The organism is Gordonia sp. JH63 (assembly GCF_009856645.1).
Lineage (GTDB): Bacteria > Actinomycetota > Actinomycetes > Mycobacteriales > Mycobacteriaceae > Gordonia > Gordonia hongkongensis.
On record NZ_CP047235.1, the window covers coordinates 2627283 to 2646497 of the forward strand.

A 19215-nucleotide genomic window follows, 5' to 3' on the forward strand; every position below is an offset into this window, starting at 1 on the left:
CGGGCCGACCTGTTCGCGACCGCGCGGCACTGGCGGGACCACGATCCGGACCCGTCGACCCGAGCCGTGCTGACCGATCTGATCGACGCGGCCGTGACCGGTGACGTCGCCGCCGCCGACGATCTCGCGGCCCGCTTCCACGGACCGCTGACCTTCGGCACCGCCGGCCTGCGCGGCGAGGTCGGTGCGGGCGAGTCACGGATGAACGTCGCCGTGGTCACCCGCGCCACGGCCGGTGTCGCGCGGTATCTGCTCGACACGGTCGGTCCCGACGCGCGCGTCGTGGTCGGGTGCGACGCCCGGCACGGATCGGCCGAGTTCTTCGATGCGGCAACCGAAGTGCTTGCGGCGCAAGGGCTCACGGTGTTCGCGCTGCCACCCCGGTTGCCGACGCCGGTCACCGCTCATGCGACGCGTGCGCTCGACTGCGACGCCGGGGTGATGATCACCGCCTCGCACAACCCACCGGCCGACAACGGTTACAAGGTGTATCTCGGCGGGCGTGTCACCGACGATGCGGGCAGGGGAGTGCAGATCATCTCGCCGGCCGACGCCGACATCGCGGACCGGATCGCGCAGGCGCCGCCCGCCGACGAGGTGCCCCGCGACTCCGCGGCAGTCATCCACCTCGATGACGAGACGGTCCGTACCTATGTCGAGCGCACCGCGCGGCTACGACCCGTCGGCGGTCCGTCGCCGGTGCGCGTCGTACTGACGCCGATGCACGGGGTCGGGGGTGCGGTCGCCCGAGACGTGTTGCGGGCCGCGGGAATCGGCGACGTCCACGTGGTGGCGGCGCAGTCCGCTCCCGATCCGGACTTCCCGACGGTGCCGTTCCCGAACCCGGAGGAGCCCGGTGCCCTCGACCTCGCACTCGATCTCGCACGCGACGTCGACGCGGACGTCGTGATCGCCCTCGACCCCGACGCCGACCGCTGCTCGGTGGCGACGGTCGGTCCCGATGGGCAGTGGCGACAGCTCACCGGCGACGAGATCGGCGCGCTGCTGGGGGAGCAGGCGGCACGGGATGCGACGCGCCCCGGTGACACCCTGGCGTGTTCGATCGTGTCGAGCCGGCTGCTCGGCCGGATCGCCGCGGACCACGGGCTACGGTTCGCGGCGACGCTCACCGGATTCAAGTGGATCGCCCGGACTTCCGGCCTGCGTTTCGGTTACGAGGAGGCGATCGGCTACTGCACTGACCCCGACACCGTCCGCGACAAGGACGGCATCGGTGCGATGGTCCGGGTCATCTCCCTCGTCGAGGAACTCGGGAGGGATGGCCGCACGTTGACCGACGAGCTCGACCGGCTCGCCCGTCGCCACGGCCTGCATGCCACCGCACCGTTGACGATCCGCGTCGAGGACCCCGCGCTGATCGGCGAGATGATGCAGCGCCTGCGTTCGTCACCGATCGAACGACTGGCCGGCTCGCCGGTGGTGGAGAACCGCGACCTGGCACATGGATCCGCTGATCTCCCGCCGACCGACGGCGTCCTGGTGCGGACGGCCGCCGACGACCGCGTCGTCGTGCGTCCCTCCGGCACCGAGCCGAAGCTGAAGTGCTATCTCGAAGTCGTCCTCGACTGCTCGGACGGCGCCGTACCGCGGGACGAGGCCGCACGCCGTCTCGACGCCCTCGGTGCGGACATCTCGGCGGTGCTCCGGGTCTGAGCGCACTACGATCAATCCGTGCCGCGAACCGATTCCGATCAGCGCCTGCGCGACCTGACCCTGCTGCGTCAGGTCCGCGACCGGATCGACCGCGAGTACGCGCAGCCGCTCGACGTCGAGGCGCTCGCGCGCGGGGTGAACATGTCGGCCGGTCACCTGAGCCGCAAGTTTCGCCAGACCTACGGCGAATCGCCCTACTCGTACTTGATGACTCGCCGCATCGAACGGGCGATGACGCTGCTGCGGCGCGGCGACCTGACCGTCACCGAGGTCTGCTTCGAGGTGGGCTGCTCGTCGTTGGGCACCTTCAGCACCCGGTTCACCGAACTCGTCGGGGTACCGCCGACGGTCTATCGCGAACAGTCGGCCGACGCGACGGACGGCATACCGGCGTGCCTGGCGAAGAACATCACGAGACCGATCAGGAATCGAGAAGCACAGCGCGGGTGAGACTGCCTAGCCTGATCCCATGAACATCACGATCCAGTACACCTTCCTCCCACACACCGATGGCGACGCCGCCTTGGGCTTCTACCGTGACCTCCTCGGTTTCGAACTCCGCAAGGATGTCGGCTACGAGGGCATGCGGTGGCTGACCGTCGGCCCGCCCGGACAGCCGGGCACGTCGATCGTCCTGCATCCGCCGGCTGCCGATCCCGGTATCTCCGAGGAGGAACGCCAGACGATCCTCGAGCTGATCGCCAAGGGGAGTTACGGCGCGCTGACGCTGGCGACCGACGACCTCGACGGGCTGTTCGACAAGTTGCAGTCAAGCGGCGTCGACATCGTGCAGGAGCCGATGGATCAGCCGTACGGCGTTCGCGACGCCGCCGTTCGTGACCCGGCGGGCAACCTCATCCGTATCGACCAGGCCGGCTGAGAGATGTGCGGCCCCGGTCGATACCCGCCCCCGGAAGCACTCGGCGCGGTCATCGACCGACAACACCCCGCGCCGGCGCCCGCCACCCTGGTTAGATCGACCGGGAGTCCGCGCACCGACCTCGCGGCAACGGACCTCCGGAATGACACGAGCACCCCGAACGCCGACGACCGCCCGCCCGCGGTCGCCACATTGATGGAGAGACGATGAGCCGAACCGCCACCCGTCCCGCACGGAAGGTCGACGCCGTGCGGGCCGACGGCATCCACCCCGCCGACACGCACGACATCATCCGCGTCCACGGCGCCCGGGAGAACAACCTCAAGGACGTCAGCGTCGATCTGCCGAAGCGTCGGCTGACGGTCTTCACCGGGGTGTCGGGTTCCGGGAAGAGTTCACTGGTCTTCAGCACCATCGCGGCGGAATCCCAGCGCCTCATCAACGAGACGTACAGTGCGTTCGTCCAGGGATTCATGCCGTCGATGGCTCGTCCGGACGTCGACATCCTGGAGGGTCTGACGACGGCGATCATCGTCGACCAGGAGCGGATGGGTGCCAACGTTCGGTCGACCGTCGGCACGGCCACCGACGCGAACGCGATGCTGCGTATCCTGTTCAGTCGCTTGGGAACTCCGCATATCGGTTCGCCTCAGGCCTTCTCGTTCAACGTCGCCTCGATCAGCGGGGCGGGTGCGGTGACCATCGAGAAGGGCGGGCAGAAGGTCAAGGAGCGTCGGAGCTTCTCCATCACCGGCGGGATGTGCCCACGATGCGAGGGCCGCGGCGACGTCTCCGACTTCGACCTCACCGCGCTGTACGACTCGTCGAAGTCGCTCAACGAGGGCGCGCTGACGATCCCCGGCTACTCGATGGACGGCTGGTACGGCCGGATCTACCGCGGCTGCGGCTTCTTCGACCCCGACAAGCCGATCACGAAGTACACCAAGAAGCAGCTCAACGACCTGCTCTACAAAGAGCCCACCAAGATCAAGGTCGAGGGCATCAACATCACCTACGAGGGTCTGATCCCGAAGATCCAGAAGTCGATGTTGAGCAAGGACCGTGAGGCGATGCAGCCGCACATCCGTGCCTTCGTCGACCGGGCGATCACCTTCGCGAAGTGCCCGGACTGTGAGGGCACCCGCCTCACCGCCGAGACCCGTTCGTCGAAGATCAAGGGCATCAGCATCGCCGACGCATGCGCGATGCAGATCAGCGATCTCGCCCAGTGGGTGGCCGAACTCGACGATCCGTCCGCGGCCCCGCTGATCACCGCGCTGCGAGACCACCTCAACGCGTTCGTCGACATCGGACTCGGCTACCTGTCCCTGGAACGCCCGGCCGGCACTCTGTCCGGCGGAGAGGCGCAGCGCACCAAGCTGATCCGGCATCTCGGTTCGTCGCTGACCGACGTGACCTATGTGTTCGACGAGCCGTCGATCGGTCTGCACCCGCACGACATCACCCGGATGAACGATCTGCTGCGCGCATTGCGGGACAAGGGCAACACGGTGCTGGTGGTCGAGCACAAGCCGGAGGTGATCGCGATCGCCGACCGCGTCGTCGACATCGGCCCGGGAGCGGGCACCGACGGCGGCACGATCGTGTTCGAAGGGACCGTCGACGAACTGCGGGCCGCGGACACGCTCACCGGGCGCCACCTGGAGGACCGCGCCGCCGTCAAGGACGAGGTCCGCACGCCCAGTGGCCATCTCGAGGTCCGCGGGGCCGACGCCAACAATCTGCGCGACGTCGACGTCGACATCCCGCTCGGTGTGCTGGTCGTGCTCACCGGCGTCGCGGGCTCGGGCAAGAGTTCGTTGATCAACTCGACGGTCGCCAAGGAGGACGGGGTCGTCTCCATCGACCAGAGCGCCATCAAGGGGTCGCGGCGTTCCAATCCGGCGACCTACACCGGTCTGCTCGAACCGATCCGCAAGGCGTTCGCCAAGGCCAACGGCGTGAAACCGGCCTTGTTCAGCGCTAACTCGGAGGGCGCCTGCCCCAACTGCAACGGTGCGGGTGTCGTCTACTCCGACCTCGCGATGATGGCCGGCGTCGCCGCACCCTGCGAGGTGTGCGAGGGCAAGCGTTTCCAGGCCGAGGTGCTCGACTACACCTTCGGCGGCAGAAATATCAGCGAAGTCCTCGAGATGTCGGTCGCCCAGGCGGAGGCCTTCTTCGCCGACGGCGACGCGAAACTCCCGGCAGCGCACAAGATCCTGCACCGGATGGTCGACGTCGGGCTCGGTTACATCAAGGTCGGTCAGCCGCTGACCACCCTGTCCGGCGGCGAACGCCAGCGCCTGAAGTTGGCCAGTCACATGGGGGAGAAGGGCGACGTCTACATCCTCGACGAGCCCACCACGGGCCTCCACCTCGCCGACGTGGAACAGCTCCTCGGGCTGCTCGACCGTCTCGTCGACTCCGGGAAGTCGGTGATCGTCATCGAGCACCATCAGGCCGTGATGGCCCACGCCGACTGGATCATCGACCTCGGCCCGGGCGCCGGCCACGACGGCGGCCGGATCGTCTTCGAGGGCACGCCCGCCGACATCGTCGCCAACCGATCGACCCTCACCGGTGAGCACCTCGCCGAGTACGTCGGTGCCTGACCCTGGGGTGCGGGCGAGAAGCGGCGCCTCCCACTGCTCCCTATCCGAAGGAGCGCCCCCGCTGCTCCCTGAGGTGCGTAGAGCGGTAGCGACGGCCTTCCAACGCTCCCTGAGGTGCGAGGAGCGATAGCGATGGCCTCCCAACCGCTCCCTGAGTCTGGATATTTCACTGATGTTGCTGGTGTTCGGCGTGTGATACGCGAAAGTGCCTGTCTGCCTTGTGATTATTGATTCACCACAAACAAATAGTCACAAGAAGAAAGGCACCTCGCAGGTGAAGAATAACGTGTATCCCGAGTTGATGGTGGACCCCACGCGCACTGAGTCGGTGCTGACAACCTCGGGAGCGGTGTTGCTGACGAAAACCGTGCAGGTCTCGAGCCTGGGAGCAGACCTGACCGCGGCGATGGCGCCGTGGCGGACCGCGGCCACGGTCCATGATCCGGCCAAGATCGTGCTGGATCTGGCGCTCACCTTGGCGACCGGTGGTGACTGTGTGGCCGATGTGGCCACAGTCCGGGCTCAACCACAGTTGTACGGGCAGGTGGCCTCTGATCCCACGATCTCGCGGGTGATCAGCCGGCTGGCTACCGATATCGAGGCGGTCAGTACCGCGATCAGCGCGGCTCGCGCCGCGGCGCGGGAACGGGTGTGGGGCATCGCCCGCCCGTTGGAGGGCACCGCGGGCAGCATCGATGGCGGGCTGGTGATCGTTGATCTCGATGCCACGACCGTGACCGCAGGATCGGCCAAAGAACAGGCCCAGACAACGTATAAACGGGTGTTCGGGCATTCCCCGATGTGTTCGTTCATCGACCACGGCGCCTTCGGCACCGGGGAAACACTGAACCTGGACCTGCGGCGTGGAGGTGCCTCACCCAAAGGTGCGGACATGCACATCGCGGCCACCGACTCGGCGTTGGCCCAGCTGCCCGCCGCTGAACGCCCCCAGGTGCTCATACGTACCGATTCGGCCGGGTGTGCCAAAAAGTTCCTGGCCCACCTGACCGAGCAGAATCTGCAGTACTCGGTCGGGTTCACCATCTCCGAGCTGGTCAAAGACGCATTGGACGTGCTGCCTGAGGCTGCCTGGGTGACCGCGATCAACACCGACGACGCCGATCCACGAGCTGATGCCCAGGTCGCCGAGATCACCGACCACATGCCGCGCTCGGTCCGTGACACCGAAACCGCCTACGAGCCCTGGCCACCCGGGATGCGGCTGATCGCGCGCCGCGAATATCCCCACAACGGAGCCCAACACCTCATCACCGACATCGAGGGCCGCCGCTACACCGTGTTCGCCACCAACACCCGCGGCCGCGGCTGGACACTGCCGATCCTGGAACTGCGTCACCGTCAACGTGCCCGCGCCGAAGACCGTATCCGCTGCCTCAAAGACACCGGCATGGCCAACCTACCGTTCGACTCATTCGCCAAAAACCAACTGTGGCTCGATATCGTCGCCCTGGCCTCCGACCTGCTCGTCTGGACTCAAACCCTCGGCTACCACCGCCACGACCCCATCCGCCGCTGGGAACCCAAACGCTTGCGCCACCGCCTGTTCACCGTCGGCGGCAAGATCATCACCCACGCCCGCACCACCACCCTGCGACTACCCACCGACTGGCCCTACAACCACCACATACGCCACGGCTGGCAACGCCTCACCGCCTAACCAGCCCCTCGGTCACCGCGCCCCGTCACCGCCGCCCACCCCACCTCAGAACCCGAACAACCAGCGAACCCAACGCTGGCGATCCACCCTGCCCACACACCAGCACCAACCATCAAAAGGCGACACCGACAACCGATCGGCGAAACCCTACCCACCCGTGAAAGATTCAGGCTGAGGTGCGAGGAGCGATAGCGATGGCCTCCCAACCGCTCCCTGAGGTGCGAGGAGCGATAGCGACGAGCCACGAAGGGTCCGGCGACCGAGGCTCCCAAACCCTAAGTGACGAGCCCCGTTCCGCTCCCTGAGGTGCGAGGAGCGCAAGCCGCCGGGCCGAGCAAGCGACGAAGGAGCGCGTCGAGGTCGACGAGCCTCGAAGGGTCTAGCAACCAGCCCCCGCGACCGACAGACTTCAACTCGACCTATGGACTTCGATCGAGGTCTACCGGTCGAGTTGCAGTCTGTCGGTCAACAAGCGAGCAGGATCGCGCGAGCAGTACCGGGGTTCAGGTGCGCCAGTAGGTGGCTGTTGGTCGGGCGGTCATCACTGTGCGTTGTTCATGCGTACTTCGTGACAATCCCAGCCGGAGTCGTGACGTGTGGCCCCGTCGGGTTCGAATCCGTGTTTGCGATAGAAGGCCACCGCCCGCGCGTTGTCGCGTGCAACCCAGAGGTAGGCCGGGATATCCGTTCCGCCGAGCACTGCGGTCATCAAGTCCACCGCCACACCGGTGCCGTGATGGCGGAGAACGACATTCAGAGACCACAATTCGGTCGGTGCGGGAGCGTCGTGGTCGCGAGCCGGGCCGCTTGCTGCAAAACCGACCATCTCCTGCGTGTCGAGTGAGGTCGCGCACCGGATGCGGATGCCGTGCCCAGCATGGCCTGCGAGGTCTCCGACAGTCTGTCGCCAGCGTGAGGCCGACTCCGCAGGAGTGAGCGCATCGAGCCGGTCGTGAGCTACCATTCCCGCATACGTGGCCTTCCAGATGGCGGTGTGCAGGCTCGAGATCTGATCGATGTCGCCTGCAACCACCGGCCGAATCTCATAGCTACCCACAGACACCGGGTCTACCAGACCTCGACCTCAGTGCGAGCGACGTCGGTGAACCCGCGCAGATCTGCGTCCTCGCCTCGGCTGTCTCACCGCCGTGGCACCATGTCGGTTGATGAACGACGGGCAAGGTGAGAGTGGATCGTCGCGATCCGTCTCAGGGGTAACCCCTGGGTGCACTTCACAGCTGGTCCCTGCGTCCGACGCCGGCGCGCACGCTGCACGTGCCACACGGCGCCGCTGCACAGTTCTGGTCACCCCATCCGTCGTTCATCACCACGACAGCCCACGACGCGACACGGCGCCGTGACCGAACCGTTCCTGCAACCGCATGAGGCAGCGGAAGTCGCTGCGGCCTTCTCGCGCACGTATACCGCCTGGACGTGGCCGGAGATCCTGGCGGCAGTGAGAGCGGTCCTGCCCGCTGAGGTCACCTCCGAAGTCGCCGCCCGCATCATCGAACTCTCGCCTCACGAACCGCGACATCCCGCGACCGTGATGATCCAGGCCCTCGCGCCGTGGACCCACCCGGCACACGTAGCCGCTCAACCCGTCATCGTGCACGAACCACGTTCCGCGGGAACGGTGTCCGACGCTCTGCCCGATCTCTACGATGTCGAGCAGTTCGCGCACTGGCTCGACTTCACCGTGCCCGAGCTCGAATGGTTCGCCGACCGCGGCCAATGGCTACGAACGGCGCGCCCGCCGTTGCGTCACTACCGAATCTGGCGGCGTGAGAAGCGGGACGGTGTCCGGGTCATCGAAGCTCCGAAACCCCGTATGCGCGAGACGCAACGGCGCCTGCTGCGACGGTTGATTGAGCGCATTCCGGCCCATCCCGCGGCGCGCGGCTTCATACCCGGGTCGTCACCGGCTGCTTTCGCCTGGCCGCACACGGACCGTCCCGTGGTACTGCGCGTCGACCTCCGGCATTGCTTCGAGACGATCACCGTACCGCGCGTCCGAGCAGTGTTCCGGCAGGCCGGCTACCCGCCGCACATCGCCCGCCTGCTCGCCGAATTGTGCACCACAGCAACGCCTGTGGACGAACTCCGCGGTATCGATCACACGCACGCGGCACTCCTTCGGGAACGACACCTGCCGCAAGGTGCGCCGACCTCGCCGCATCTGGCGAATCTCGTGATGCGGCCGCTCGATCGGCGGCTCGACGGGTACGCCCGCCGTCACGGCCTCCGATACACCCGCTACGGCGACGACCTCGCGATCTCGGGCGACGCGATGAACGCCGACCGCGTGCTGTGGACGGTGCTCCGCATCGTCGAAGACGAGCGATTCACCGTGCACCCGGAGAAGGTCCGGATCATGCACAGCCATCAGCGCCAACACCTCGCCGGTCTCGTCGTCAACGACCGTCCGCAGGTCGCCCGATCCGACTACGACAACCTGCGAGCCCTGCTCCACAACGCCCGCCGGCACGGGGCGTCGTCGCAGAATCGCGACGAGCACCCGGATTTCCGTTCACACGTCTACGGGCTCATCGCGTGGATGGGTGCGACGGGGGAGACGCGCCGACGCCGGTTGTTGGACATGGCCCGCACGGTCGACTGGGACAGCTGAAAACCTCTGAGAACGGACCAAACGCCCGAACAATCCCGAACCTCACACCGGCTGCGGTTCGCTGTGAGACCACTGTTACCTCGGCCTTCCCCGCAGCGCGCCCAGTCGCAATGCCGGTGGACCAAGGTCCGTGCATGGACAAACAACTGCTCGAACGCAGCCTGGCACTCGTCGACCTTCCCGACGCGGGCCTCACCGTTCGCTTCTACGAGATCCTGTTCGACCGCTATCCCACCGTTCGCGCCATGTTCGGCCGCGACACCAGGGCCCAGGCCGAGATGTTGCGCAGCGCCGTCGCCTCGGTCGTGGAGCATCTCGACGACGCCGAGTGGCTGACGACGACTCTGCACGCGTTGGGGCGGCGACACGCCGGTCTCGGCGTCACCAGACCGATGTACACGGCGGTCGCGGAATGCATGATCGCCGCGATGAGCGAGATCGGCGGCGAGTCCTGGACCCCGGCCATGACGCTGGCCTGGGACCGCGCACTCGGCGCGGTCGCGACGATCATGCTCGACGGCTATCCGGACGACGGCGTTGTCGACATCATGCCGGCCGATCGACGCAAACCCGGAGCCGCCTGACCCGCCCTTCGCCCGATCCCGGCGACGCCCGATCACTTCGACTCGCCACGGTCCCATCGACCGACCCCACCGGAGAATGCTCGACCAGCCTTCGACTGTCGACGACCGACGAGTCCACGTGCGACCCGCACCGCCCGACTACACGGCCACGGCCCGGCCACCCTGAATCGCACGCCCTCCGCGATACGATCCCGCTCGGAAGTGAGGGCTCGTGACTGCTGCTGTAAACCCGCGACGTGCGCTGGATCGATACCTGGGATCAGCCCGGGCCCGGTGGGCGACACTCGCCGTCTTCCTCATCAGTTCGGCGGTCGCCATCGTCGTGCTGCCGAACCAACCGCCTGCCCCGTATCGCATCGATTTCGACGTCTACCGCATGGGCGGACAGGTCCTGCTCGACGGCGGCGACCTGTACGGCATCCTGCCCCGGCTCGCGGAAGGCTCGTACCTCCCGTTCACATATCCACCGCTTGCCGCAGCGCTGTTCTCGATCTTCACGGTCGTCCCACTCGGCCTCGGTCAGGCCCTGTTCACCGCGATCTCCATCGGCTGCCTGCTGGTGGTGTGCCGCATCGTCCTGTCCTGCCTCGTCGAGCGGCCTGCTCACCAGTTGTGGTGGCTCGCAACGACCGCCGCGACGGTCGGCCTCTGGCTCGAACCCGTCCGCGACACCCTCAACTTCGGACAGATCAACATCGTGCTGATGACGCTCGTCGTCATCGACGTCCTGCTCGGCCGCGGTAAGTGGTGGAACGGGCTGCTCGTCGGACTCGCCATCTCGATCAAGCTCACCCCCGCGGTGTTCCTGCTGTTCTTCTTCGTCCGCCGGGACTGGCGCGCACTCGGCGTGGCCGCGGCGTCAGCGGTCGCCTACGCCGCCCTCGGCCATCTCCTGACACCGAACGACTCGCGCACCTACTGGACATCGACCCTCTTCGACACCGACCGCATCGGGAGCCCACACTTCGCGAACAACCAGTCGATCAAGGGTGAGCTCGGCAGGCTCGGCATCGAGTCCGACGTCGCGTGGTTCCTCGTCTCGCTGATCGTCGGCCTGTTCATCGCCTGGGTCGCGTGGCGTCTGCTGTCGGTTGCACCGGCAGGTCCACAGCCTTCCGGGCCGCGCGACGTCGCGGCACTGATGGCAGTCGCGTTCGCCGCGCTGTACTGCTCGCCGGTCGCGTGGGACCACAGCTGGGTCTGGGTGGTCCCGCTGCTGATCCTGTTGACCTTCCTCGCGACCAGGCCCGCAGCGTCGGCGATGTGGTGGTGGCTCGTCGGTTCCGGGCTCGTCATCTGCGCCGTCGCGCCGCATCAGCGAATCCCGCAGCGGTACGACGCCGAGTTGTCCTGGGTCTGGTGGCAGCATCTCGTCGGGTCGTCGTACCTGCTCTGGGGTCTGGCGGTGCTGGTCGCGCTGGGGGTCTCGGCTCCCCGCGTGCTGACGTCCCGACGGTCGGCCGACACGCTCGCACAACCTGCGTGAACACCCCGTCTGCAGACCCCCCTTGAAACAGACGCTAAAATCCGTTCCAATGGTGCATAGTGATGTAACGCACATCGGAACAACGGGGAGTGGCAGGTTCATGACGAGTCGGAAAAAGCAGATCCAGAGCGTGCTGGCGAAGGCGAGCAGCATGTACCCGAGCTCGGAGCGTCCGCTGGCCGAGCCGCCCGCCGGATCCGATCTCAAGCCGGTGATGGGTGACCCAGGGGTTCCGTGGCTCGGCAACACCCTCGAAGCGCTCGTCGACCCGCTCAAGTCGGCCATGGAACGGTTCGAACGCTACGGACAGGTCTCCTGGTCGGGTGCGCTGGGCATGAACATGGTCACCCTCGTCGGTCCGGACGCGATCGAAGCGGTGTGGATGAACCGCAAGAAGGCGTTCTCGAGCGAACTCGGCTGGGAACCGATGATCGGCCCGTTCTTCCGCCGGGGCGTGATGCTGATGGACTTCGACGAGCACATGCAGCACCGCCGCATCATGCAGCAGGCGTTCAGCCGGCCCCGCCTCACCGGCTACCTCGACATCATGACCCCGCACATCGAGAAGACCCTCGCCAACTGGGAGGTGGGCAACGGCTTCAAGATGTACTCCCGCACCAAGGACCTCACCCTGTCGCTGGCGACCGAGGTCTTCATGGGTGCCCACGTCAGCGAGGCCGAGGCCCACCGACTGGAGCACGCCTTCGAGGCGGCGGTTCGCGGCGGTCAGGCGATCGTGCGCAAGGACGTCGGCAACTGGACCTGGGCCAAGGGGCTCCGGGGTCGCGAGGTGCTGCAGGAGTACTTCCGCTCCGAGATCCCGCTGCGACGAGGCAACGACGCCGACGACCTGTTCAGCGTGCTCTGCAACGCCGAGAGCGACGAGGGCGAGACGTTCTCCGACGAGGACATCGTCAACCACATGATCTTCGTGATGATGGCTGCGCACGACACCAGCACCATCGCGCTGTCGATGATGACCTACTTCCTCGGCAAGCACCCCGAGTGGCAGCAGCGTCTGCGCGAGGAGTCCCTCGCCCTCGACAAGCCGACTATCGACTACGACGACGTCGACAAGCTCCCCAGCATGGAGCTGGCCTTCAAGGAGACGCTGCGCCTCAACGCCCCGGTCGGGATGCTCTTCCGAATGGCGATCGAGGACACCGAGGTCTGCGGCCATTACATCCCGAAGGGCACGCTGCTCGGCATCCACCCGTGGGCGACGATGCTGCGCAAGGAATGGTGGCCCAACCCCACCCACTTCGACCCCGAACGCTTCTCGCCGGAGCGCCGCGAGGACAAGGTCCACCGCTTCGCATGGGCACCCTTCGGCGGCGGCGCACACAAGTGCATCGGCCTGTATTTCGGTGGCATGGAAGTGAAGTCGATCCTGCACCAGATGCTGCAGCGCTTCGAATGGGACGTCCCGGCCGGCTACCGCCCGGAACTCACCTACGGCACCGGTCCGACCCCCGCCGACGGCCTCCCGATCAACCTGCGGCACCGCAAGATCTGACGATTCCTTCACACCCGAGGAGCGAGCCGCTTCACCGCTCCCCGGGTGCGAGTAGCGCAAGTACCAGCCCACCGCTCTCCGGGGTGCGAGCAGCGCAAGCACCACCCACCGCTCTCCGGGGTGCGAGCAGCGCAAGTACCAGCCCACTGCTCACGGGGGTGCATGTAGCGCAAGTACCAGCCCACTGCTCACGGGGGTGCATGTAGCGCAAGTACCAGCCCAACGCTCCCTGAGGTGCGAGGAGCGATAGCCGCCGGGCCGAGCAAGCGACGAAGGAGCGCGTCGAGGTCGACGAGCCACGAAGGGTCCCAGTCGATCTCACGGCTGGGGCCTTCGCGGTTCGCTGCTCTTGCAACTCAAGGTCAGGAGTAGACAGGCGCAAGAAAATTCTCGTCCCCCTGAGCACGATCGAAGGGAAGTATGCCCTTCGATCACGCTGAGAGGGACGCGTTTTGGCACGCCAGAGGTCCAGCTGTATGCAACCGCAGACCCCAACGGGTGAAGAGCGACGGCGACGACCTCAGCAGAGCCCCTCCCCGCTGATTGAGCCGGCACCGAGCGGAGCGAGGAGCCGTGTCGAAATCACCTGGTGACCCGAAGTCACCAGGTGATTCCGCGCTACAACCTCCTACGACGCCCCGAGAATGCTGATCTCGAAGACGAGGGTGTCGCCGACCTCGATGTTCGCCTGCGGATTGCCCTGCGCGTAACCGTCGGCCGACGTCATCGCGACGCCCACCTTCGACCCGACCTTCTGTCCCGCGATGGCCTTGCTGAACCCGGGGATCACGCCGTCGAGCGGGAAGGTCACGGGGGAGCCGTTCGCGTAGGCGCTGTCGAAGGTCTCGCCGGTGCGGCCGTTCACGCCGACGTAGCAGACCGACACAGACGCGGTGTCCGGCACGACGGCGCCGTCACCCTCGACGAGCGTCTTGACCTGGGTCTCGTCGACGCTGAACGGGTTCTCGACGGTGATGTTCGGGGCCTCGGTCGCGGTGGACGCGACCATCTGCAATCCACCGGTGGTGCCCTGCTCGGTCCACTGCGGCGTGGCATCGGCGTTCGCCGGGGCGGTCGGGCAGCTCTCAGCTGCTGCTGCGGGTGTCTCGCTCGCGCCGGTCGCTGCAGTCGCCGTGGGTTCGGTTGTGTCCGAACCGGAATCGGAGTCGGAGCTGCAACCGGCGACAGCCAGGACGAGAGCGGTGCCGAGGGCGAGGGTCACGTTCTTGATGTTCACCCTCGGAACGCTACCCGAGGCGCGGCCCCTCACCGAGAGCCTCGACCGGCCAACAGTCGAGCAGCGCGCTCGAGATCGGCCCGCACGGCTTGCGCGGCCGGCCACCGCGTCGCGGTCAGCACCAGCCCACCGATCGCGGGCACCGTCAGCACCGCCTCGGCGTGCACGTCGGTGCGGGCCTCGCGTTCAGCGAACGTCAACGTCAGGACCGCGTCAACGGACCGCCACCGTCCGATCTCCTGCCACCGTCGACGAGACTCGCAGGCGGTCACCTCCATCCGCGGTGACACCCCGGGTACGACGGTGACGTCGGTCCAGCTGGTGCCGACGTCACCCGCCCGGTCACCGATCGGCCGCAGGTCGTCGATGCGGCGCAGGCTCGACTGCCATTCCGGTCGGTTCGCCGGGTCGGCGAGGTAGTCGAAGGTGACCTCGATCGGGGCGTCGAACGAGACCACCGTGTCGATGACGGTGACGCGGGCGGGGGAGAGCATCAGTGGATGAGCCCCGCGAGCTGCTCGACCTCGGCGACGCTGCCCGGCGACACGAGCATCATCGTCACCCCGCACGACTCCCAGACCTTGATCTGTTCACGCACGTGGTCCAGGTCGCCGACGATCGCCGAGTCGTCCACGACGGCGTCGGGAATGATCTGTGCCGCCTCGTCTTTACGGTTGCTGCGGAAGAGTGCAGTCACCTCGTCGACGACATCGGAATACCCCATCCGGCGGTATACCTCGGCGTGGAAGTTGGTGTCCTCGCTGCCCATTCCGCCCATGTACAGCGCCAGGAACGGTTTGATCGCGGCGTAGGTGCCCTCGCGGTCATCGGTGACGACGATCTGGGCGGTTGCGCACACCTCGAAGTCTTCGCGACTGCGTCGTGCACCCGGGCGGGCGAATCCCTCGTCGAGCCACTCGTTGTAGGTGTCGGCCATCCGCGGCGTGTAGAACAGCGGCAGCCAGCCGTCGGCGATCTCGGCGGCCAGCGCGACGTTCTTCGGCCCCTCGGCACCGAGCATGACGGGGATGTCGCTGCGCAGCGGGTGTGTGATCGGCTTGAGCGTCTTGCCCAGTCCCGATGCGCCCTCCCCGTCGAACGGCAGGGGATAGTGCGGTCCGGCGCTGTTGACCGGCGCCTCGCGCGCCCACACCTGCCGCATGATGTCGATGTACTCGCGGGTCCGGGCCAGCGGCTTGGCGAACTTCTGCCCGTACCAGCCTTCGACGACCTGCGGACCCGAGACGCCGAGCCCGACGATGTGCCGACCGCCGGACAGGTGGTCGAGAGTCAGCGCGGCCATCGCGCAGGCGGTGGGGGTGCGGGCCGAGAGCTGCAGCACCGAGGTCCCGAGACGGACGCGTTCGGTCGACGACCCGAGCCAGGCCAGCGGGGTGTAGGCGTCGGATCCCCAGGCCTCGGCGGTGAAGATGCTGTCGAAGCCGGACGCCTCGGCCGCCGCGACGGTCTCGGCGTGGTGGGTCGGCGGTTGCGCGCCCCAGTAGCCCAGTTGCAGACCGAGTTTCACTGGCTGACCCCCTCGGACTCCGCAGCGGCCTCGGCGGCGATCTGATCGAACTGCGCCCCCATCGCCGCGGCGACGGCCTGCGCTCCCGACAGCGGCCGGACCATGACCATGAGGTCGTCGATCTTGCCGTCGTCGTTGACGTGGATGAAGTCGCAACCGGTGATCTTCTTGCCGCCGACCACGGCCTCGAAGACGAGCGCCGAGTCGTGCCCGTCGGCGTCGTTGATCTCTCGGATGTACCGGAAGTCCTCGAAGACCCGCAGCACGCCCCGCAGGATGGCCGACGTGATCGCCTTGCCCGGATACGGCTTGAACGCGACCGGACTGGTGAAGACCACATCGTCGGCGAGCAGCGCCCTCATCGCCTGCTCGTCACGCGCCTCGACGGCCTCTCGGAACTGCTTCATGCGTCGACCTCCCTGTCGATGATTCTGCTTCGACGCTAGTGGATGCCGGGCCGGTTGCGGACGGAAGGCGAGGAGCCAGCAGGACGACCAGCGCCGTCGCCAGCATCGCGATACCCACCCAACCGATCGCGGTGATGGATTCGGAGAGCACTCCGACGGCCAGCGCGGTCGCGACAGCGGGCTCGATCAGGGTGATGGTGGTGGCGGTCGAGCTGTCGATCCGACCGAGTCCGCGACTGAACAGGACATACCCGAGGAACTGCGGAACAAGGACGAGGTAGGCGAGAACGCCGAGGGTCTCGGGGTGCGCGACCACGGCCGGTACCCCGACCGCGACGACCGGCAGTAGGAACACCCCGCCCAAGCCCATGACCGTCCCGGCCGCGGCGCCGCGCGGCACCGACCTGTTCATAAGCCGACGCATCGCCCACGACAACCCGGCGTAGGTGATGCCCGCGAGCAGGCCGAGGCCGACACCGAGCGCCGACGACGAACTCCCGCCGAGTGCGTCCGCATGCGACGACTCGCTCCGCGACACGGCCAACGCCGCACTGCCGACGATGCCGAGCGCGCACGCGATGGTCCACTGCAGGGTGAGCCTCCGCCCGTCGGCCACGCGCTCGATGACCGCCGACACCAGCGGAGCCGACGCCAACGACACGACTGTTCCGAGCGCGACGCCGCCGACGCGCATCGACCCGAAGAAACAGAGGGGGTAGATCAGCACGCAGACCCCACCGAGAAGAGCGACCCGCCACTGTGCCGTCACCGACGACCACGCGGCTCGAATCCCGCGGGCGTTGACCGCCGCCTGCAACAGGCCGCCACCGCACATGGCTACGGCGCCGACGGTCACTGCACTGAGCTCGGGCGCCATCGCCGCGGCGGTACCCGAGGTGCCCCACAGGATCGCGGTGAGGGCGACCGCCAGCATCCCGATGCGTTCGGTCCGGCGGGACTCGCTCATCCGTGGGTGCCGACCGGCGACGCCGGATGGGGGTGTCGCGCATAGAACTCGAGGTGCCGACGTGCCGCGTCGTCCCACGTGAGAGACGCGGCCAGGGCACGCCCGGACGCAGTGCGATCGGGGTCGGGCACGAGAGAGGCGTCGAGGGAGTCGGCCAGTTCGGTGACGGTCGAGGCGTAGGCGACGGTCTCGCCGAACACCTCACGCAGGATGGGGAGGTCTCGCGCGACGACGGGACGCCCCGCGGCGAGGGCTTCCATGGCGGCCAGGCCGAAGCCCTCCTTCACCGATGGGAAGGCGAACACGTGGCAGGCGGCGACCAGTGACGGCAGGTCGTCGTCCGGCACGTTGCCCAGCACGACCGGTTCGACGTCGAGTTCGGCTCGCCGACGGTCGAAGTCGGCACGGTAGTCACGGTAGTCGAACAGGGTCTCGCCGCCCGCCAAGACGAGCGTCAGGCCCGGGTGGCGTTCGCGCAATACGGCATACGCCTCCAGGAGGTCGATGCTGCCCTTGCGCGGTTCGATCCCCCCGACGGCGAGCACGTAGTCGCCCAGCTGACCCGACCAGCGTCGTCGTGCCTCGAGGGACTCAGGGGAGTCCGACGCCGCGCCGGCGAAGCGTTCGTACGCAACCCCATTCGGGATCACCGTCGGATGTAAGTCCCAGCGCTGCTCGACCTCGTCGGCCACGGCACGCGACACGCAGATCCGGGCGTAGGGGTTGACGACGGCCTTCTCGTGGCACTCGACGAGGATCGGCGTCGTGAACTGGTCGAGATGGTGGATCGTGCGGATGCACGTCCCGACGGCGTTGGCGCTGATGCAGTCCTGGGCGTGCACGATGTCGAAGTCTGCCGGGTCGAAGGCGGCCCGCAAGGTGTCGATGGACCGCACGATGCGTTGGGTGATCGTCTCGTTCTCCCGGTCGGGGAACGGGACGAGCCGCACCCGCACAGTCGGATCCACCGCGCGGAAGAAGCCCTCGTCGCCACCGCGGGCGAGCGACCACACCGTGACGTCGGCGCCGAGCCGGGCCATCGCCTCGGCCAGGTTCAACGTATGGACCACGCCGCCACGGGGTTTCGTCGAATAGGTCAGGAGAGCGATGCGCAGACTCGGCGCGCCGCTCATCGCTGGTCCGCCGGCGTCGTCGACCGGTAGGTGTCCGGCCGGAGTTCCGCGAGGTGACTCAGGACGCGCCGCGCCCGGTCGACTTCGGCATCGACATCGACTGTCACCGTGGCCATTCCGCCTTTCGATCGGGTGGTCGCCAGAATGTCACCGCCGGGTCCGACGACCTTCGCCTGACCGAGGAAGCGTAGCGACCCCATCACTCCGGTCTGGTTCGACGACACGACGAACACCTGGTTCTCCGCGGCGCGGGCGCAGTCGTACAGGTCGAACAGGCGGGACTGGCGGTCGGCGGGCAGGCGAGCGGCGCGATCGGTGACGCTGGCGGGCCACGCGGACAGTGCCGCGATGATCCGCGCGCCGTCGAGGGCGAGCGTGCGCGCCGACTCCGGGAACGTCTTGTCGTAGTCGATCAGCATGCCCAGACGGCCGACCGGGGTGTCGAAGGAGCCGAACTGATCGCCCGCCGCGTAGGCGAGCGCCTCGCCGGCGGGTTGATGGACCTTGCGGTGCGTGCCCAGGACCCCGTCCCCCGTGACACAGACGGCCGTGTTGAACCGCTGGTCGTCGACGGCTTCGGTGTACCCGATGCACACGGTCATGTCACCGGCGGCGGCCGCGATCGCCGCGAGTTCCGGACCGTCCGGTTGCAGCGCCGGCGGCAGTTCGGCCGGGTCGGGATGTCGAAGATCGCCGAGGTAACCGCCCAGTGAGGCGTCCGGGAAGACGAGAAGGTCGACGCCGTCGCGCGCCGCGGATTCGACGATGCCGACCGCTTTGGCGACACCGCGTTCCACGTCGCGTCCGAAGTGCGCGGCGAGGGCGCCGAGGGTGACCGTCCTCATGGGCGAAGGGTACCGGTCGGATCCGTGGGCGAGTCG

At 67.4% G+C, this 19215-nt stretch carries 17 protein-coding genes; 9 read left to right on the forward strand and 8 right to left on the reverse strand.

The window, feature by feature from the left end:
- Positions 1 to 9 precede the first annotated feature (9 nt).
- From GR168_RS11860 to GR168_RS11880, 5 genes are all read left to right on the forward strand, one after another.
- On the forward strand, positions 10 to 1674 hold the full coding sequence (locus GR168_RS11860) for a phospho-sugar mutase (protein WP_159371906.1): 1665 nt from the start codon (positions 10 to 12) through the stop codon (positions 1672 to 1674).
- 18 nt (positions 1675 to 1692) lie between these two features.
- Positions 1693 to 2124, forward strand: a complete 432-nt coding sequence (locus GR168_RS11865; RefSeq protein ID WP_058250457.1) for a helix-turn-helix transcriptional regulator — start codon at positions 1693 to 1695, stop codon at positions 2122 to 2124.
- A gap of 19 nt (positions 2125 to 2143) precedes the next feature.
- Complete coding sequence (locus GR168_RS11870) at positions 2144 to 2554, forward strand: VOC family protein (RefSeq protein WP_058250458.1); 411 nt, start codon at positions 2144 to 2146, stop codon at positions 2552 to 2554.
- 206 nt (positions 2555 to 2760) lie between these two features.
- Positions 2761 to 5169 (forward strand): excinuclease ABC subunit UvrA, encoded by a 2409-nt coding sequence (locus GR168_RS11875; protein ID WP_238994885.1) that lies wholly within the window; start codon positions 2761 to 2763, stop codon positions 5167 to 5169.
- 301 nt (positions 5170 to 5470) lie between these two features.
- Complete coding sequence (locus tag GR168_RS11880; protein ID WP_343213061.1) at positions 5471 to 6847, forward strand: IS1380 family transposase; 1377 nt, start codon at positions 5471 to 5473, stop codon at positions 6845 to 6847.
- A 541-nt stretch (positions 6848 to 7388) separates the two neighbouring features.
- Here GR168_RS11880 and GR168_RS23925 read toward each other — a convergent pair.
- A complete protein-coding gene (locus GR168_RS23925) occupies positions 7389 to 7811 on the reverse strand; it encodes a GNAT family N-acetyltransferase (protein WP_275406223.1) in 423 nt (140 codons plus the stop codon).
- Positions 7812 to 8204: 393 nt separating this feature from the next.
- Here GR168_RS23925 and GR168_RS11890 point away from each other — a divergent pair, with 393 nt between their 5' ends.
- The 4 genes from GR168_RS11890 to GR168_RS11905 all read left to right on the forward strand — a co-directional run bounded on the left by GR168_RS11890 (position 8205) and on the right by GR168_RS11905 (position 13062).
- Complete coding sequence (locus GR168_RS11890; protein ID WP_159370791.1) at positions 8205 to 9476, forward strand: reverse transcriptase family protein; 1272 nt, start codon at positions 8205 to 8207, stop codon at positions 9474 to 9476.
- 134 nt (positions 9477 to 9610) lie between these two features.
- Complete coding sequence (locus tag GR168_RS11895) at positions 9611 to 10060, forward strand: globin domain-containing protein (RefSeq protein WP_159370792.1); 450 nt, start codon at positions 9611 to 9613, stop codon at positions 10058 to 10060.
- Between the two features lie 211 nt (positions 10061 to 10271).
- Positions 10272 to 11546 carry a glycosyltransferase 87 family protein gene (locus GR168_RS11900; RefSeq protein WP_159370793.1) on the forward strand — a complete coding sequence of 425 codons (1275 nt, stop codon included), beginning with the start codon at positions 10272 to 10274 and terminating at the stop codon, positions 11544 to 11546.
- Positions 11547 to 11646: 100 nt separating this feature from the next.
- Positions 11647 to 13062, forward strand: coding sequence for a cytochrome P450 (locus GR168_RS11905; RefSeq protein WP_203235846.1), 1416 nt, complete (start codon positions 11647 to 11649; stop codon positions 13060 to 13062).
- A gap of 628 nt (positions 13063 to 13690) precedes the next feature.
- Here the strand turns inward: GR168_RS11905 and GR168_RS11910 are convergent.
- Genes GR168_RS11910 through GR168_RS11940 form a run of 7 tightly spaced genes read right to left on the reverse strand, consistent with a single transcriptional unit; the run spans position 13691 to position 19179 of the window.
- On the reverse strand, positions 13691 to 14299 hold the full coding sequence (locus tag GR168_RS11910) for an FKBP-type peptidyl-prolyl cis-trans isomerase (protein ID WP_159370794.1): 609 nt from the start codon (positions 14297 to 14299) through the stop codon (positions 13691 to 13693).
- 29 nt (positions 14300 to 14328) lie between these two features.
- Positions 14329 to 14793, reverse strand: a complete 465-nt coding sequence (locus GR168_RS11915; protein ID WP_203235847.1) for an SRPBCC family protein — start codon at positions 14791 to 14793, stop codon at positions 14329 to 14331.
- Complete coding sequence (locus GR168_RS11920; RefSeq protein ID WP_159370795.1) at positions 14793 to 15827, reverse strand: LLM class F420-dependent oxidoreductase; 1035 nt, start codon at positions 15825 to 15827, stop codon at positions 14793 to 14795. Before GR168_RS11920 ends, GR168_RS11915 begins: the two co-directional genes overlap by 1 nt.
- Positions 15824 to 16234: a nuclear transport factor 2 family protein gene (locus tag GR168_RS11925; protein WP_159370796.1), complete on the reverse strand. Its 411-nt coding sequence runs from the start codon at positions 16232 to 16234 to the stop codon at positions 15824 to 15826. Before GR168_RS11925 ends, GR168_RS11920 begins: the two co-directional genes overlap by 4 nt.
- Positions 16200 to 17201, reverse strand: a complete 1002-nt coding sequence (locus GR168_RS11930; protein WP_159370797.1) for an EamA family transporter — start codon at positions 17199 to 17201, stop codon at positions 16200 to 16202. Before GR168_RS11930 ends, GR168_RS11925 begins: the two co-directional genes overlap by 35 nt.
- On the reverse strand, positions 17198 to 18334 hold the full coding sequence (locus GR168_RS11935; protein WP_159370798.1) for an MSMEG_0565 family glycosyltransferase: 1137 nt from the start codon (positions 18332 to 18334) through the stop codon (positions 17198 to 17200). Before GR168_RS11935 ends, GR168_RS11930 begins: the two co-directional genes overlap by 4 nt.
- Positions 18331 to 19179, reverse strand: coding sequence for a carbon-nitrogen hydrolase family protein (locus GR168_RS11940; RefSeq protein ID WP_159370799.1), 849 nt, complete (start codon positions 19177 to 19179; stop codon positions 18331 to 18333). The genes GR168_RS11935 and GR168_RS11940 overlap by 4 nt, the downstream gene beginning before the upstream one ends.
- Between the last annotated feature and the right edge of the window lie 36 nt (positions 19180 to 19215).

What these genes read in the sequence shown, in the direction of transcription:
- GR168_RS11870 (WP_058250458.1), top strand. Translation starts at nt 2,144, where the DNA reads ATGAACATCACGATCCAGTACACCTTCCTCCCACACACCGATGGCGAC.
- GR168_RS11875 (WP_238994885.1), top strand. Translation starts at nt 2,761, where the DNA reads ATGAGCCGAACCGCCACCCGTCCCGCACGGAAGGTCGACGCCGTGCGG.
- GR168_RS11880 (WP_343213061.1), top strand. Translation starts at nt 5,471, where the DNA reads ATGGTGGACCCCACGCGCACTGAGTCGGTGCTGACAACCTCGGGAGCG.
- GR168_RS23925 (WP_275406223.1), bottom strand. Translation starts at nt 7,811, where the DNA reads ATGGTAGCTCACGACCGGCTCGATGCGCTCACTCCTGCGGAGTCGGCC.
- GR168_RS11895 (WP_159370792.1), top strand. Translation starts at nt 9,611, where the DNA reads ATGGACAAACAACTGCTCGAACGCAGCCTGGCACTCGTCGACCTTCCC.
- GR168_RS11905 (WP_203235846.1), top strand. Translation starts at nt 11,647, where the DNA reads ATGACGAGTCGGAAAAAGCAGATCCAGAGCGTGCTGGCGAAGGCGAGC.
- GR168_RS11915 (WP_203235847.1), bottom strand. Translation starts at nt 14,793, where the DNA reads ATGCTCTCCCCCGCCCGCGTCACCGTCATCGACACGGTGGTCTCGTTC.
- GR168_RS11925 (WP_159370796.1), bottom strand. Translation starts at nt 16,234, where the DNA reads ATGAAGCAGTTCCGAGAGGCCGTCGAGGCGCGTGACGAGCAGGCGATG.
- GR168_RS11930 (WP_159370797.1), bottom strand. Translation starts at nt 17,201, where the DNA reads ATGAGCGAGTCCCGCCGGACCGAACGCATCGGGATGCTGGCGGTCGCC.
- GR168_RS11935 (WP_159370798.1), bottom strand. Translation starts at nt 18,334, where the DNA reads ATGAGCGGCGCGCCGAGTCTGCGCATCGCTCTCCTGACCTATTCGACG.
- GR168_RS11940 (WP_159370799.1), bottom strand. Translation starts at nt 19,179, where the DNA reads ATGAGGACGGTCACCCTCGGCGCCCTCGCCGCGCACTTCGGACGCGAC.